Source organism: Coleofasciculus sp. FACHB-542, from assembly GCF_014695825.1.
In the GTDB taxonomy this organism is placed as follows: domain Bacteria; phylum Cyanobacteriota; class Cyanobacteriia; order Cyanobacteriales; family FACHB-T130; genus FACHB-T130.
In genome coordinates, this window is record NZ_JACJPB010000044.1 from 75,831 (window position 1) to 92,010 (window position 16,180).

Annotated in this window: 10 protein-coding genes; 7 read left to right on the forward strand and 3 right to left on the reverse strand. The window is 47.6% G+C overall.

Annotated elements, in window-relative coordinates; translation table 11 throughout:
* The first annotated feature begins 145 nt into the window (after positions 1-145).
* Positions 146-2,701, forward strand: coding sequence for a hypothetical protein (locus tag H6F52_RS17180; RefSeq protein WP_190536202.1), 2,556 nt, complete (start codon positions 146-148; stop codon positions 2,699-2,701).
* Positions 2,702-2,933: 232 nt separating this feature from the next.
* Here H6F52_RS17180 and pgeF read toward each other — a convergent pair whose 3' ends face one another.
* Entirely contained in the window at positions 2,934-3,725 is a 792-nt protein-coding gene (gene pgeF / locus H6F52_RS17185) for a peptidoglycan editing factor PgeF (protein ID WP_190429690.1), read from the reverse strand.
* A gap of 95 nt (positions 3,726-3,820) precedes the next feature.
* On the opposite strand from pgeF, the gene H6F52_RS17190 reads away from it, so the two are divergent.
* Both H6F52_RS17190 and H6F52_RS25800 read left to right on the forward strand, forming a co-directional pair.
* Positions 3,821-4,648: a biotin--[acetyl-CoA-carboxylase] ligase gene (locus tag H6F52_RS17190; protein ID WP_190536203.1), complete on the forward strand. Its 828-nt coding sequence runs from the start codon at positions 3,821-3,823 to the stop codon at positions 4,646-4,648.
* A gap of 118 nt (positions 4,649-4,766) precedes the next feature.
* The gene (locus tag H6F52_RS25800; RefSeq protein ID WP_242033977.1) at positions 4,767-6,440 is read left to right on the forward strand and encodes a M23 family metallopeptidase; all 1,674 of its coding nucleotides are present in this window, start codon (positions 4,767-4,769) and stop codon (positions 6,438-6,440) included.
* 41 nt (positions 6,441-6,481) lie between these two features.
* Here H6F52_RS25800 and H6F52_RS17200 read toward each other — a convergent pair whose 3' ends face one another.
* Positions 6,482-7,189, reverse strand: a complete 708-nt coding sequence (locus tag H6F52_RS17200) for a riboflavin synthase (RefSeq protein ID WP_190536204.1) — start codon at positions 7,187-7,189, stop codon at positions 6,482-6,484.
* Positions 7,190-7,277: 88 nt separating this feature from the next.
* Positions 7,278-7,448 (reverse strand): hypothetical protein, encoded by a 171-nt coding sequence (locus H6F52_RS17205; RefSeq protein WP_190439813.1) that lies wholly within the window; start codon positions 7,446-7,448, stop codon positions 7,278-7,280.
* Between the two features lie 131 nt (positions 7,449-7,579).
* On the opposite strand from H6F52_RS17205, the gene H6F52_RS17210 reads away from it, so the two are divergent.
* The 4 genes from H6F52_RS17210 to H6F52_RS17225 all read left to right on the forward strand — a co-directional run bounded on the left by H6F52_RS17210 (position 7,580) and on the right by H6F52_RS17225 (position 16,177).
* Positions 7,580-8,080: a bifunctional nuclease family protein gene (locus H6F52_RS17210; protein WP_190412793.1), complete on the forward strand. Its 501-nt coding sequence runs from the start codon at positions 7,580-7,582 to the stop codon at positions 8,078-8,080.
* A gap of 101 nt (positions 8,081-8,181) precedes the next feature.
* Complete coding sequence (locus H6F52_RS17215) at positions 8,182-9,309, forward strand: aldo/keto reductase (protein WP_190536205.1); 1,128 nt, start codon at positions 8,182-8,184, stop codon at positions 9,307-9,309.
* Positions 9,310-9,625: 316 nt separating this feature from the next.
* A complete protein-coding gene (locus tag H6F52_RS25805) occupies positions 9,626-13,858 on the forward strand; it encodes a PAS domain S-box protein (protein ID WP_190536206.1) in 4,233 nt (1,410 codons plus the stop codon).
* Between the two features lie 519 nt (positions 13,859-14,377).
* A complete protein-coding gene (locus H6F52_RS17225; RefSeq protein ID WP_190536207.1) occupies positions 14,378-16,177 on the forward strand; it encodes an EAL domain-containing protein in 1,800 nt (599 codons plus the stop codon).
* Positions 16,178-16,180 lie beyond the last annotated feature (3 nt).

Below are 16,180 nucleotides of genomic sequence, written 5' to 3' on the forward strand. Positions count from 1 at the left end.
CTGTTATTACTCTCTTCTAATACTTGTAGTTCTGAGCTTGCTCAGGATGAATGCTGAAGAAACTTATGATCCCCTGTTGACTATCGAATTGAGCTAGATTCTGCTATTCACCCTGTCCTCTTATACTCACTGATGGAGTCCTAACATGATTGCGAAATCAACTAAGTATGCTGTTTGTTTCGGTATCGCTGGAGGCTTGGCGATCGCTCTGGCTCCCACAGCTCACGCTCAGACGACTACGACTGCTGCTCCTACTACGACTTCTACTTCCGCTACAAGCACTCAATCTCAGTCGATTTCAATCACAGGCGGTCTGTTAGGAGGGCAAGCTGCCTTCTTTTCGCCTTTACAGTCACAGACTACTACTGGGACTACTGGTGGTACAAGTAGCCCGGTTTTGTTTGACGCTGCCGTCACCACACTGCAACTGCAAACAACTTCCGGTAACACCAGCTCTGCTCGCTTCGTACCCCAGGCAGCAGACTTCAAAGACGTCGGTGCTGGCAACGTTGGTCGTCCTGGAAAAGATGACAAAGGTAGCTTAGTCGGTACCCTATCCGGTCTAGCCTTCACTTCTGGTGGCGCAGCTGTTCCCTTCTCGAACATCCCCACGAAACTAGACTTTACTCTGAATTCCTTTGCCAGCAGCGCCTTTTTGGGCGGTTCGCTGATTGCTCCTAAGGAGACAGGTTCGGCTCCGCTGGTTTTCCTGCCCGTTACAAACGTCAAACTATCTACTCAGTCTCAGGCTAACTACACTGCCAAATCTGGGGTTTTAGAAGTTGGTAATTTTGAGGGCAAACTCACTGCGGGCAATATTGGTTTGCCGACATCCCTGAAGTTCAATGGCGGCAGCTCTGTTCCTCTTCCTCCATCTACTAGCTTGGGGCAAAAGACAAAATTTGAGCTGGAAGGGCAAGGATTCGGCACCTTAAGCAGCACTTTTTCGGATCAACCCACAACTCAAAGCTCCACAACCAGCAGTGGCACCGGCACACAAGCTGATGGCACCACAACCAGCAGTGGCACCGGCACAACCAACGGAACTACAACCGCAACTGGTGGCACGCAAACAAGTGGCACTACAACCGGCACCACAACTACAACTGCAACTGGCAGCACGACGCCAACAGATGGCACCTCAACTACAACTGCAACTGGCAGCACGACGCCAACAGATGGCACCTCAACCACAAGCGATAGCGACGACTCAACAAGCAGTCAAATTGCAACCGCTAGTGGCACCGGCGACGCTCAAACTTTTAGCAGCACTAACAAAGTAGCCTTCAGCAGCAATAATGCTCAAACCAAATTCAAAATAGAAGGCGAAAAATTCAAGATTGAGGGCACCGGAGTTGGCACAGATATTAAACTCGGTGGTACTACTAAGCTTGAGCTGACAAATCCCAGCGCTTTTAGCAATTCTGCCATCAAGTTCAAAGTTACAGGCGAAGGGAATGGCATCACCTCGATAAATGGCAACACCACGGTTGGCTATCTAAGCGATAACAGCAAAACCCAGTTTGAATTTGGGCAAGAGGGATCGAACGCCTTCAAACTCAAAGGTGAAAGTCAAGGTCGTACCCAATTCACTGTTGGTGCAGTTGCCAGCCAATTGGGTGGAACAAGTGGATACGATGTTGCTACGAACAATACCTCTTACCAGAGCAGCAGCAGCTCCTACTCGACAGGTGCAGGTGCAGCTACAGGCCAAAACACAGGCTTTGGTTCTAAAACAAGCTTGAGCTACAACCTCATCTTCCAAAATGATGGTAACTTTAACACCGTCATCAACAACTCTAGCGGCAGCTTCGGTGGTGGCAGCATAGGTACAGGTAGCAGCGGCGGCACCAGCGGCGGTGGTAGCTTCGGCGGCAGCACAGGCGGCAGCACAGGTGGTAGCACAGGCGGTAGCACAGGCGGCGGCACCAGCACTGGTAGTACAGGTGGTAGCGGCGGCGGCAGCGGTACCAGCACTAGCGCAGAGGGGAACGGCGGATCGCTTATCACCATTTACAACAGCACAACCTTCAATCTGATTTCTCTGTCTAATTCCTTCGTCCAAAGTTCTAATAAGGTCTACAACGTTGCTTCCACGTCTAGTGGCCCTGTTGGAGTCTTTGTGGAGAAAGGTCGTGGCAAGCAAAGATTGCTGGTTGTGCGCCAAAATAGCCGAGGTCTGGCTCTCGGTACCTACAAACAGAAGAAAGGTCGGGCAGTCGCAGCCTATCAGTCAGTGGGACCAGAAAGCCGTCTAGGTTTTGGGTTGGTCGGTCTGCGTCAGGTTTCAACCGAGCAGGTTACTAACGTGGAAGGTGACGCTGGCGCTGAAACCAACGACAACACCAACACTAACGACAACACCAACACCAACACCAACACTAACGACAATACCAATACCAACACCAACACCAACACCAACACCAACACCAACACCAACACCAACACTAACGACAACACCAACACCAACACCAATGACAATGGTGATGACGATGGCGATGATGATGGTGATGACGATGGCGATGACGATGATGCGAACACATCGACTCCTGAAGCCGATGACGAGGGCGATGATGATGGCGATGATGATGGCGATGACGATGACGCCAGCACCTCGACTACTACTCCAACAACAGGTGGTGCAGAAGGCTTAAATACTGCCCCAGCCAGCGATACAACAGCCCCTGCTCCTCAACAATAGTCATAACTCAAACAGATGGCGATCGCTATCTGTTTGAAGACAAAGGTTTAGCTCATGCTCCTGAAAGCAGGAAAATAGACCAACAACAAGGTGTTCTAGTTTGAGTTAGACAAATCGTATAGCGATTGCCTCCAGTCCATGACTTGGAGGCGATTTTTTTGGCACGTATATCCACAAACAACAAAGGGGGCGCACGTTGAACGTGCGCCCCCTTTCTAAACAATAAAACAGCTTATTTACTTACAATTCCCGACCACTGGACTTTTTTGAGCTTGTCCCGCCGGTAAGAGAAGAAACGGTCTGGTTCCTGGTAGGTGCAGTGAGGCGCGATCGCGATCTGTTCGTTAGAAATTCCCAGTTGTTTCAGTTGCAGCTGGTTGACTCGCCGCACATCTAGTCGCACCCGTCCTGGTTGCGAATCTTCTAATAACGGTGAATGTGGCAACTGCTGCAAGGCATCAAGAATGGATTCTGTATCTTTGTGCGGATCTTTATCTGGTAAGATGCTGGCTCCTACTTCAGATGCCACATTTACAGACACCTGATAGACATCACCAGCGATCGCGGGACCCATCGCAATCAGCAGATTTTGGAGTTGACTGCCGGAAGCTAGGAAACGGGCGATCGCTTGGGGGACAATTCTAGTAGCAGTCCCGCGCCAACCCGCATGAATCGCTGCCACCTGTCCCGTCTGGGGGTCGGCAATTAAAACCGGCGTGCAATCGGCACTGCACACCCATGCTGCCTGCTGAACCTGCTCGCTGACAATCCCATCAGCGGGGGGTAGTGAGTCCCCCTCTTGACCCTCACGGGTTGCCGCTTCTATTTCTGAGGGCGTCATCACCCTATTGCCATGCACCTGTTTCACGCGATACACCTTAGCATCCGGCTGTAAAACGCTGACTAATTCTGCCGGAGAACGGGGCGAAAATTGTTGAGTAAAAAATCCGTGAGACCAGCGTTCTAGCAAGCTACAAGTTAGATAGGGCAATCCTTCCCAAGTCCGCCAGTGCCAGGTATTTATAGAAGTTTGTGATTCTCCTGCGCCCAGGTTCAAATTGGTGCGGGAAAGCATCGCCATTCGGAACTCCTGAAATATCGGTGACATTATGCTAACTTATGCTACGAATCAATTTGTTAGCAACCGTGGCATTCGATCGGCATTGTCTGGAAGCCTTTTTAGGGGATGTTTCTCTACCACTTTCTTTGCATATCTTTGAGACTTTACCTTCCACAAATCAAACTCTTTGGGAACTGCTCGATCGAGGAGCAACACCAGGAACCGTTGTCATTGCCCTTCAGCAAACCGCTGGGCGGGGTCAGTGGGGACGCCAGTGGCAATCCAGTACAGGCGGACTTTACCTATCTATCGCGCTAGCTCCCGATTTAGTCGCAACCAATAGCGCCCATTTGACCCTATGCAGCGCTTGGGGAATTGCTACCACATTGCGGAGTTACGGCATCCCAGCATTGATTAAATGGCCGAATGACCTAATCTTGTGCAAACGCAAATTAGGGGGCATTCTCACCGAAACTAGAGTGCAACAAGGACGGATTACCAAAGCCGTCGTGGGTGTGGGAATTAACTGGGCGAATCCAGTCCCGGAAACTGGCATCAATCTGGAATCGTTTTTGGAGCAGCAGCCAATCGAAGCGAATGCCTTACACGCATGTTTCGCTAACGCCTTGGAAAGATTAGCGGCAATAACTTTGCAGGGCATTTTATCCGGATATCGACACGTTTCCCTAGAAGGAATAGACGCCCTACTTCCCGCTTACGTGGAGCTTCTCAGTTGCAGAGGGCGTTCTGTCATCGTAGACGGACGCTCTGGAGTCATTGTGGGTGTCGCATCCACCGGCGAACTTCAAGTCCGCCTGAACTCTTTAGCTGCTGCTGAGGAAATCTGCCTCAAGCCCGGTACAATCAGTCTTGGCTACGATCAGTAATTTTACACAAGCTCTGGAAGTGAAAATGGATGGCGTAGAGACGATAGCCATGTCTTTATACCAAAAACACTAACCAGTATGACCCCATAGAGTGAGTGAGATGAGGAGTGATTCGGAAATGAGCCAGCGAAACCACCCTAGTTGTACTCCGTTTGGTCTGTTTTGCCGCCGTCCTCTGCTGGTGCAGGGGCTTAGTTGGATTGGGGGTCTTGGTGTCCTCAGCAGCGGCTTTGTTTGGGCACAAAGCGATCCAAGCATAGACACAATAGGCACGCCTACTACCCAAGAGGCACCGCCTACTGTAAAAATGGAGATTAACCCCCGGAAAGGGACTGAGCGGACTGTTGTTCGTCGCCGTTCAGTTTCAGCGCCAGAACCAGAGCCAAATTTTGTACGCCGTCGCTCGGCTCCGGCTCCAGCCGCAGAGAAGGCTTCAGCGGGTGTCCGTCGCCGCCGCTTGGCTCGTCAGCGTGCGTTAGAGACAACATCTGTCCGTCGTCGCCGTTCAGCTCCAGAACCTGCTGTTGTCCGTCGTCGCTCGCTTCCAGTATCAGCACCAGAGACTTCGGTTGCTGTTCCAAGAAAAGCAAAACTTTCTCCTCCCAGGTTGGTGGAGCCAAACACGATTTCTTATGTAAAGCCTCCCAAGCTTAGACCGAGCAAAGCTGAAAAGAGCGGGATAAGTTCCAGCGATTACAACAATAGTTATATCGATCCGACTGACTATAGTCTTGGTGCAACGAGTCGAGGCAAGGAGCCGATTCGTTCTTACGATGAACCACCTGCCGTTGTGCTGTCGGAACGGTCAACAGGATGTCAAAGAGTCTTGCAGAGCGGGCAAGGTTTATCTGGTGGAAGCTGTGGTGTTGCACGGATCCCTTCTAGGAACACCAACCGTCTAAGGGAAACTGCTAGATTAACCTACCCGACCAGAAGCCGTAGGGAGTACGCAAGTGACACAGACGTACCGGAAGCATTACGGACCTCTGGCTTGGCGAATCGTAGAGTCAGCCGCGCCCGTTTGGCGGTAAACCAGCCAGAACGGGAGATCCGTCAGCAAATCTTGGTTGCCTCTGCAAGTCCTGTCGCAATTGGCCCACTTCGCGATCGCCCTCAAGGCATTCGCTCAATTAACCGTCGTCGCTCCAGGTCTTTGGGTTCCTCTGCCGTTACTCGAGCGACGGCGATCGCTGCTAATAACGTTGGCAGCAGCCAAAGCTCTATTCCATTCAATGTGCCCGAATACAAAGCCCCGATTCCGACCATTTTCCGGGGCTTGGCTAACGGCAATACCAGCTTAATATTCCCACTGGCGATTCCTGCGCCAATTACCTCGCTTTTCGGGTGGCGGACGCATCCGATTTCCGGCACTCGCCGGTTCCATGCAGGTACTGACTTAGGGGCACCTCTGGGTACACCCGTTCTGGCAGCTTTTGCGGGGAAGGTTGCGATCGCTGACTGGATGGGCGGCTATGGTCAAGCTGTTGTCCTCAAACACAACGAAACCCAAGAAACTCTCTATGCTCACCTGTCGGAAATTTTGGTTCAACCCGGTCAACAGATCGAACAAGGAACCGTGATTGGGCGGGTTGGTAGTACCGGCAATTCCACAGGTCCCCACCTTCACTTTGAAATCCGCCAGCTAACGCAAGAAGGCTGGATGGCGGTGGACTCAGATGCCTACTTGGAATATGGTCTGGCGCAAATGATCAAAGCTTTGCAAACCGCCCATTCCGCTCCTTCCGCTCCATCAGCGTCATCTGCTCCGTTAACCCCGCAACCAGGCAGCTAAGAATTAAAAATTAAAAATTCATCTTTTTTAATTTTTGATTTCTAAAGATACCCGTGTTCTACCAAGAAAGCGGGTGTAATTCCATCCATCCCGATCGTAGCGGGTGCATTCTGCTCAGATGTTCGTGCTGGATAACGCAGAAATTTTTCCACGTACTTGCCCAGAATATCTCCTTCCAAATTCACCAAACTGCCAGTTTGTAAATAAGGTAGGTTTGTCTCGGCATAAGTATGAGGAATCACCGCTACCGTAAACCAACTTCCATCAGGGTCGCAATCTGCCACCGTCAGACTCACCCCATTAACGGCAATACTGCCTTTGGGGATAATGTACCGAGCAATCTGGCGCTGCTCCCCATCCTCTGCTGCCGGTATCTCAAAGCGCATTTCCCAGGAAGTAGCAGTTTGTACCGACTCTTGCAGACAGCCTATTCCGTCTATGTGACCTGTTACAAAATGTCCTCCTAGCTTGCTGCCAACCCGGAGAGAGGTTTCTAAATTCACGTAGGCGGCGGCTTGTTCTCGCTGTCCTAAGGTGGTGCGACTGAGAGTTTCCGGAGAAGCGGTTGCCACAAAGCCTTGAGGCGAAATTTCCTCTACCGTCAGACAAACGCCATCCACCGCCACACTATCGCCAATCGCTAAATCTGACAGTATCAGCTGACAAGTATCTCCCACGCAGGAAAGCCCAAAACGGTCTTCTCCCAGAGAGTTAATAGTTCCTAGAGCTTGAATTAATCCGGTAAACACTGTTTTTAAGTGAAATTAGGTAAATAACGGTCATTGGCAAACGGTCGTCGCTCATGATTCAGTGAAAAAACCGAAAAACAACTTGCTTTTAGATGTAATTAATCGGATTTCGACCTACTGATAACTGATAGCGAACAACCAGCGAAGGGATGAAGGCAATCGGTCTATATTTTTTAGTAAAATCTCCAGCGAATCGTTCTAAGACTGAGGCATACTGGGAGATACAGCTTTGTTGATCCCAACTTAACCAAGTCTTCATAGCTGGTTGTACCTTCGCTTGGTAAGGTGATTAGAACCGCAAGCGTGTTTGTTAAACCCCACTACCTCCAGTACCAGTTTATAGCTTTGCTTTATCCCCCCGACGCCTACCGTGTTCTAGAGGCCAAGCTGATGATTGAAATGAAAGTCGCTGGAATTGCATTAGATGCCGTGACGCGCAGCCCGATTGTGTTGCTCAAAGATGCCTCGGAGCGACGAGCCTTGCCAATTTATATTGGGCAAGATCAGGCAAAGGCAATTATCAGCGCTTTGGAAAAACAAACCCCTCCCCGTCCCCTGACTCATGACCTCCTGGTGAATATCCTGGACGTTTGGAATATGACCTTAGAGCGGATCATTATTCACTCGCTTCAGGACAATACCTTTTATGCGATCTTGAGTGTCCGGCAGGGTGAGGTAAAAAAGGAGATTGATGCTCGGCCTAGTGATGCGATCGCGATCGCCATCCGCACTGGCAGCCCCATTTGGGTAATGGAAGAAGTCATTGCTGATGCTTCTATCCCTGTCGATCGCGATGCCGATGAGGCAGAACGCCGAGCCTTCCGTGATTTTGTATCGAAGCTTCGACCGGAAGATTTGATCCAGCGAGGAGGCTCCAGCACGGAATCATAGCACACCAAGGGCAAACGTAAAAAGGCAAAAGCCAAAAGCAAGAAAATGAACTTTTTACTTGGGCGATCGCGGCTGTCTCTTGCTCTTTCTTTTTACTTTTTATGCGTTATCGGCGGTTTGGAAAAACAAATTTACCGCTTTCAGTGTTTTCTTGCGGGACGATGCGCTGTCTGGCTTCCTTTGAAGATGCCTACCAGACGGTGCATCAAGCCGTTGCTTGTGGAATTAATCACTTAGAAACCGCGAGGGGTTACGGCAAAAGCGAAGAATATCTCGGTGCCGCTTTAGCCGCAGGATTGCCCCAGTCGCGAGAACAGCTTTATATCACTACCAAACTTCCCCCAAGCAGTGACGCCGATACGATGCGTCGGTGGATTGATGAGTCGCTCTTGAACTTACAGACTGATTTTGTGGATTGTCTGGCGATTCATGGCCTTAACACCAGGGAACATTTAAACTGGGTGCAAGCGGATGGAGGCTGTATGCAGGCGGTGCAGGAAGCCGTAGCAGATGGCAGAGTTCGACACGTTGGCTTCTCTACCCACGGACCGCTGGATGTGATTCTAGCGGCGATTAACACCAATTTATTTGAATTCGTCAACCTGCATTATTATTACTTTTTCCAGCGCCATGCCCCGGCGGTTGAGTTAGCCAACCAAAAGGATATGGGAATTTTTATTATTTCACCAGCGGATAAGGGGGGGCTACTCTACACGCCACCGGAAACGCTTCAACATCTGTGCCATCCCTTTTCACCCCTAGAACTAAATTATCGGTTTCTGTTGAGCGATCGCCGCGTTACCACCCTCAGTGTTGGCCCAGCGAACCCCAGCGAATTGACGGAATGTTTGGCGGTTGCTGAGCGCGATGAACCGCTAAAACCGGAGGAAATTGAAGTTTTCGACCGCTTACAAGCTCATTTAGGAGTAATTTCTCCAGATTTATGTAGTCAATGCTACGCTTGTTTGCCCTGTCCAGAAAACATCAATATTCCAGAAATATTGCGCCTGCGTAATTTAGCGGTTGCTTATGACATGACAGCGTATGGTCAATACCGCTACCGAATGTTTGAAAATGCCGGTCACTGGTTTCCGGGGATGAAAGGCGATCGCTGCACTGACTGTGGTGACTGTCTGCCCCGATGCCCTCAACATTTAGACATTCCAGCGCTTTTGCGTGATTCTCACCAGCGTCTGAATGGACAACCTAGGCGTCGGCTTTGGGAATAATCGTAACGGTAGTTGCGTAAAGATAGTTGCGTGAACAGATTTTAAGGCAACCAGGATGTAGGGACAGGGTATTTGTGCCCTTGCCTGATGCTGTTATCACTCCGACGATGAACAGTATCTTTAGCTTATTGGTTTAAGTTTTACACCTATCTAAAGATATATACTTGTTAAGATGTTTAGTGATCTGGATTACCGACACATTGATTTATGTAAAATAGCTTAAAAAAGAATTTTGCTAATCCATTGGTTAAGGTTGGTTTAAAGTTTGACTTTGAGAAGGTGGGCTTTGAATATTCCATAACTATATTTGGTAGTCATGAAAAATCAGCTTACCTCTACAGAAAATCTAGTTCGCAGAATTGTATCTATTTATATATTAATTAGCATTATTTATATTGTTTCTGGGAATGAAATACTTAATTTACTGAGCAAGAATTTAGCGTTTTTAATCCAGTTAGAGACGCTGAAAGAGTGGGGATTTATTCTATCTATTAGCGGGTTGTTGTATGTTCTAATTCGCGCTGGCTTACAATTGCAACAATCCGAGCATAATTATCGCCGTATCTTTGAGAACACCGTTGAGGGAATTTATCAAGTTACGGATGATGGACGCTATATGAATGCGAATCCAGCGCTGGCACGCATTTATGGCTACAACTCACCAAATGAACTTATTGGCAATCTTCATTGGCACGCAAGCAATTTGGAGTTGTACCAATTACTCCAAAAAACTGATGCCGTAACGGGATTTGAATCTCAGGTTAATCGCCCCGACGGCAGTTGCATTTGGATTTCTTCTAATGCCCGTGCTGTGCGCGATCGCAGTGGCAAGCTACTTTACTACGAAGGTACCGTTGAAGACATTACCAGCCGTAGGCGGACAGAGCAAGCACTGTTCGACAGTAAGGAACAATATCGCGTTATCTCAGAACTGACCTCTGATACCTATTGCCTAACAGTTGCCCCTGACGGTCAAATGACAACCGAATGGGTGTCAGAGACCTTTTTGCGAGTGAGCGGTTACACGTTCGCGGAAATTATCACTCTTGATGGCTGGCGGCGGCTTATTCATCCCGACGACTGGTTAAAAGTTCAGCAAAATTTTCTCAACCTAGTTTCTGGTCACTCTGAGATTAGCGAACACCGGATTGTGACCCGTAGCGGTGAAGTTCGATGGTTACGAAATTATGCGCGATCGCAATGGGATGAGCAAAAACAAAGAGTTATTCGGATTTTGGGGGCATTGCAAGATATCACAGACTGCAAAGCCGCTGAAGCGTTACTTCAGCGAAGTGCTGGCGAGATTAATCAAATTTTTAATATGCTGCCCAGTTTTGTCTGGAAGTTCTGCCCTGCGACCACCCAGTTTATCTATGCCAGCGATATTCTAACCGAACTCAGTGGCATTTCTACACAGGCATTTTTTGAGAATTATCAAGTTTGGGACGAGCGAGTCGATTTAGGGCATGAATCCCAAGAAGCAATTCGGATAGCTTGGGAAGCAATTACCAAAGGCGAACCCTATCAGGTTGTTTATCTTTTTCACACTCTTCATAGAGGCGATCGCTGGTTTGAAATTACAGCGAGACCTGCCATAGAAGATGGCCTTCTCTATTACTACGGCAGTACCGCAGACATCAGCGAAAGGCAACGGCAGACGATGTTATGCAAGCAGGCAGAAACAGCCTTACGGCAAGCAAATGAAGCGTTAGAAATCCGAGTCCAAGAGCGTACCGTTGAGCTAGAAGATGTTGTCCAGGCACTCCAAGCAGAGATTGCCGAACGCAAGCTCGCTCAAGAAACCTTAAAGCATTATCAATTGCTATCGGAACATGCCCGTGACATTGTTTTGTTTATTGGGAATCAAGGGCAAATTATCGAAGCGAATCAGGCGGCAATTCAGGCATACGGTTACGAACGCGAAGAGATTGTTGCGTTAAACATTCAGGACTTGCGAGATCCTCCAACTCATACAGCGATCGCTCAACAACTGGAGCAAGCAGAACAGCGAGGCATCTTATTTACTACCACTCACCGCCGCAAAGATGGCAGCACTTTTCCAGTGGAAGTCAGTTCCCAAAGCTGGGTAATTGACAATCAAAGAGTTTTATTAAGTATTATTCGGGATATCAGCGAAAGCCTCCGGCACGTCACGCTACGCAAACTGGCAGAGGAGGCATTGCAAAAAAGCGAGGAACGGTTCCGCAATTTGCTGGAAACTACCAGCGATTGGGTATGGGAGGTAGATGAGAATGCTGTTTATATTTACACAAGTCCCAAAGTGCGCGACATCTTAGGTTACGAACCTGAAGAAGTTTTGGGAAAAACGCCCTTTGACTTAATGCCGCCGGAAGAAGCCTTCCGGATTGCGAACACTTTTGGGCCAATTGCTGCCCAAGCAATACCATTCTCTTGCCTAGAAAATATTAACATCCACAAAAACGGTCATCGAGTTGTTCTAGAAACCAGTGGCGTCCCAGTTTTTGATAGCTCTGGGAAATTTTGTGGCTATCGCGGTATAGATCGGGACATTACCGAACGCAAACAATCTGAAGAAGCTCTGAGGGAAAGTGAAGAGCGATTCCGAACAATTTTTGAAAGAGAAGCGATGGGTGTCGTCCTGACCACTTTAGAGGGGCGGCTTTTGGCAAGTAATCCCAAGTTTCGGGAAATTTTAGGTTATAGCGAACAAGAACTACAAGGGATGCTTTTCACTGAGTTGGCGCATCCAGATGACGCCATGCAAGATCGGGAACTTTACCAAGAGTTAATGGCTGGAAAGCAGGATTCTTACCATTTGGAAAAGCGCTATATCTGCAAGGATGGTCATGTGGCTTGGGGCTACTTGACCGTTTCTTTGATTCGCAGTCCCAGCGGTGCCCCTCAATTTAGCACTGCCACCATTCAAGACATTACCGAACGCAAGCAGATAGAAGCAGCGCTGCGGGAATCGGAAGAGCGTTTCCGCCAATTAGCGAAAAATATTCCGCAAGTTTTCTGGATGACGACTCCCGATGAGAAACAAATGCTCTATATCAGTCCCCCTTATGAGCAGGTATGGGGGCAAACTTGCGAAAGCCTTTATCAGCAGCCTGAATCTTGGCTGGATTCTATTTATCCAGAAGATCGGCAGTCGGTGATAGATGGGCTTGAAAAACGCCAACAAGAAGTGGACGACTACGAATATCGGATTATCCGCCCGGATGGGACGATTCGCTGGATACGCGATCGCTCCTTTCCAGTTCGGGACGAGACAGGGCAAGTCTATCGAATTGCCGGAATTGCAGAGGATATTAGCGATCGCAAGCGAACGGAGGAGGAGGTTTATTTTCTGCAAACCATGACCCAAGCTATTTTTGAGTCTCCAGACTTTCACTCAGCGCTATTCGTAGCACTCCAGAAAGTGTGTGAAGCCACTGGCTGGGATTTTGGGGAAGCCTGGATTCCACAATCCGACAACAGCGTTCTCGAATGCAGTCGAGGTTGGTATAGCCGTGCCACTTGTCTAGAGGAATTCCGGCAAGGAGGCGAGAACTTGACCTTTGCACCAGGGATTGGGTTACCCGGTCGTGTCTGGGTCTCAAAACAACCAGAGTGGCAACGAGATGTTTCCGGTGAGTCGCATCAAGTTTATTTCAGGGTAAATTTGGCAATGAAAATTGGATTAAAAGCCGCTTTAGGAATTCCAATTATTGCTGATGATACTGTTTTGGCTGTCCTTGTGTTTTATATGTTTGAATCTTGCGAACAAGACGAACGACTCATCGAACTGATTTCCGCTTCAACTGAATTGGGATTATTCATGCAGCGCAAGCGAGCAGAAGAAGAAATTCGCAATGCTTTGGAAAAAGAAAAGGAACTGCACGAACTAAAATCCCGTTTTGTTTCTATGACTTCTCACGAATTTCGTACCCCGTTATCGACTATTTTGTTTTCGGCTGGATTGCTTGAAAATTACGGCTTTAAATGGACAGAAGAGAAGAAAAGGATTCATCTGCATCGAATTAAAACTGCTGTTCAACGGATGGACGGGATGTTAGATGAAGTGTTGCTTATTGGCAAAAATGAAGCTGGCAAGACAGAGTTTAACCCTGCCGCGATAGAGCTAGGAACATTCTGCCAAGACCTTGTAGCAGAAATGGAACTAACAGCAGGCGATCGCCATTCCCTAATTTTCTCAAGTCAGGGAGAATGTCTCGCAGCTTGCATTGATGAAAAACTGCTGCGCCACATCCTCAGCAATTTACTCTCAAATGCTATCAAATATACCCCAGGGGGGGGTATTATAAAATGCGAACTTAGCTGCCACAATGGGGAAGCCATCTTCCAAATTAAAGATCGAGGAATTGGCATTCCTCCACAAGATCGGCAACGATTGTTTGAAACCTTCCATAGAGCTTCTAATGTTGGCAATATTCCTGGAACTGGCTTAGGATTAGCGATTATTAAAAACTTTGTAGACTTACACAAAGGCAAAATCACCGTAGAAAGTGAAGTCGGAGTGGGTACAACCTTTACGATTAAGTTACCGTTGAGCGGGGATTGTTAAGCTTCAGGGGCTAGTTTTAACCCGTTATAGCAAGGATTTTAATAACGGTATCTTTATATACCAAACTTGGAAAAAATCTTCCTCTACATTCTTTTCCTGTCTTCGCTGATTTTTTCATTCTAGGCGGCTTGACCGTTACCTAGGTTCGATTAATAAGGTTAGTTACTATAGGAAGGTAAGAACTTCTTATATTTATTTTTGATAAGCATTAAATATAAAATTTTGAATTCAATTAATTTACTTTCCCTTGCAAGTGAAATTATAATGAATTAATTGTCTAATATTTATGGATAACCCCATAGATATTGCTGGTAAATCTGGCTTTGAAAAAGTATAAAAATAGACTTTTATCCAGTGAGGGGGTGCATAATTTCACTTAAACAAATGTTATTACAGATTGATAAAATCTAAATTCAGGAAGTAGGACAACCTTTATAAATTAAATAGTTTGCACAACATCGGGGAAATAAAAAGTTTGATTTTGTAAGAAAAACCATAAATTAAAGGAAATTTAGAGAAATGTCAAAAATTCTAGTTATTGAAGATGAAGAAGCAATCCGCGAAAACATATTAGAACTATTGGAGGCAGAAGAGTTCGAGGCGACAGGTGCAGAAAATGGTCTTGCTGGCGTACAGATAGCAAGAACGATTCGCCCAGATTTAATTATTTGCGATGTCATGATGCCCGATTTAGATGGTTTTGGTGTTTTGATGGCGCTGCGTCAAGATCCTGTCACCGCAACAATTCCCTTCATTTTTCTGACTGCCAAAGCTGAAAAAGCCGATTTGCGTCAAGCGATGGAATTAGGGGCAGACGACTATTTAACCAAGCCTTGTACGCCTGAGGAAATACTCAAAGCGATCGCTGCCCGCCTCGAAAGACAAAGAGCCATTACTCAACCCTATACCTTAGCGCTCAGGCAAGCAGCAGAAAGACTCAATCACTTAGTTCATTACGATAGCGTGACAAACCTTCCCAATCGCTTGCTATTGCGAGAGCGGTTTAATCAAGTTATCAGTAAGCGACAAGATGAACACAAAAGCGATTCCAAAACCCAGGAGAACGAATCGCCTCTTGCCTCTGCCCAGCAGCCACTCAACGTTCAACCTGTCCCGCTGCTGTTTCTAGGATTAGATCGGTTTCAACGGATTAGTGACATCTTGGGAAATCAAGGGAGTGACCGATTAATTAAACTAATTGTCGAACGAATCACCACCTGTCTCAGCCGACAGGACACGATTGCGCGATTGAATTTAGATCAATTTGCAATTATTCTGGCAACCTTAAGTCAAAGACAAACGGTTGCCAGTGTCGCCCAAGCGATTTTGTCATCGCTGAATGAACCCTTCTCCTTAGAAGACGGTCAAATCTTCCTCACTGCCAGCATTGGCATTACCTTCTATCCCAACGACGGGCAAGATTTAGACACCCTGATGAAGATGACAGCAGCGGCGATGTCCTACACCCAAAAGCTGGGAGGAAATCACTATCAGTTTTATGCGACGGACATCAAGGCTGATTATGGCGAAGCGCTGGTGCTAGAAGCGAGTCTGCGCCGTGCCTTAGAACAAAGTGAATTTCACGTGTATTATCAGCCCCAAGTAAATCTCCAAACTGGAGAAATTAGCGGTGCAGAAGCCTTAGTGCGTTGGCAGCACCCGACGCGGGGGCTGGTTTCACCCGCTGAATTTATTCCTATGGCAGAAGAAACGGGTTTAATTGTCCCGCTTGGCGAGTGGGTATTGCAAACTGCCAGTGCCCAAACGCAAAAATGGCGAGACGCTGGATTTATATCGTTCCGCGTGTCAGTGAACTTGTCAGGGCGTCAATTTAGCCAAGCTGATTTAAGCCAGCGAATTGTCCGAGTATTGGAAACTACAGGTTTGAACCCAGATGCATTGGAATTGGAGCTGACTGAAAGTATCCTTGTGCAAAATGCTTCAATGGCGATCGCTACTTTAAATGAACTGAAACAGTTGGGGATTCATATCGCAATTGATGATTTCGGTACTGGCTATGCTTCCTTAAGCTATCTCAAACAATTTCCCTTCGATACTTTGAAAATTGACCGATGCTTTGTTCAGGATGTTACTAGCGATACCCAAAACCGAGCGATTATGACCGCTGTGATTCAACTCGCTCACAATCTGAATTTGAAAGTTACGGCTGAGGGGGTAGAAACTCGCGCTGAACTAGCTTTCTTAAGCCAGCAGCATTGCGATGCCATGCAAGGCTATCTATTTAGTCGTCCCGTACCCGCAGCAGAATTTGAAACCTTGTTAAGTGCCGGTAAACGGTTGCCGATGCAAGTTGTATGAATT

Coding starts and splice junctions, on each gene's coding strand:
- H6F52_RS17210 (WP_190412793.1), top strand. CDS start 7,580: ATGATTGAAATGAAAGTCGCTGGAATTGCATTAGATGCCGTGACGCGC.
- H6F52_RS17180 (WP_190536202.1), top strand. CDS start 146: ATGATTGCGAAATCAACTAAGTATGCTGTTTGTTTCGGTATCGCTGGA.
- H6F52_RS25805 (WP_190536206.1), top strand. CDS start 9,626: ATGAAAAATCAGCTTACCTCTACAGAAAATCTAGTTCGCAGAATTGTA.
- H6F52_RS17205 (WP_190439813.1), bottom strand. CDS start 7,448: ATGAAGACTTGGTTAAGTTGGGATCAACAAAGCTGTATCTCCCAGTAT.
- H6F52_RS17190 (WP_190536203.1), top strand. CDS start 3,821: ATGCTACGAATCAATTTGTTAGCAACCGTGGCATTCGATCGGCATTGT.
- H6F52_RS17225 (WP_190536207.1), top strand. CDS start 14,378: ATGTCAAAAATTCTAGTTATTGAAGATGAAGAAGCAATCCGCGAAAAC.
- H6F52_RS17215 (WP_190536205.1), top strand. CDS start 8,182: ATGCGTTATCGGCGGTTTGGAAAAACAAATTTACCGCTTTCAGTGTTT.
- H6F52_RS25800 (WP_242033977.1), top strand. CDS start 4,767: ATGAGCCAGCGAAACCACCCTAGTTGTACTCCGTTTGGTCTGTTTTGC.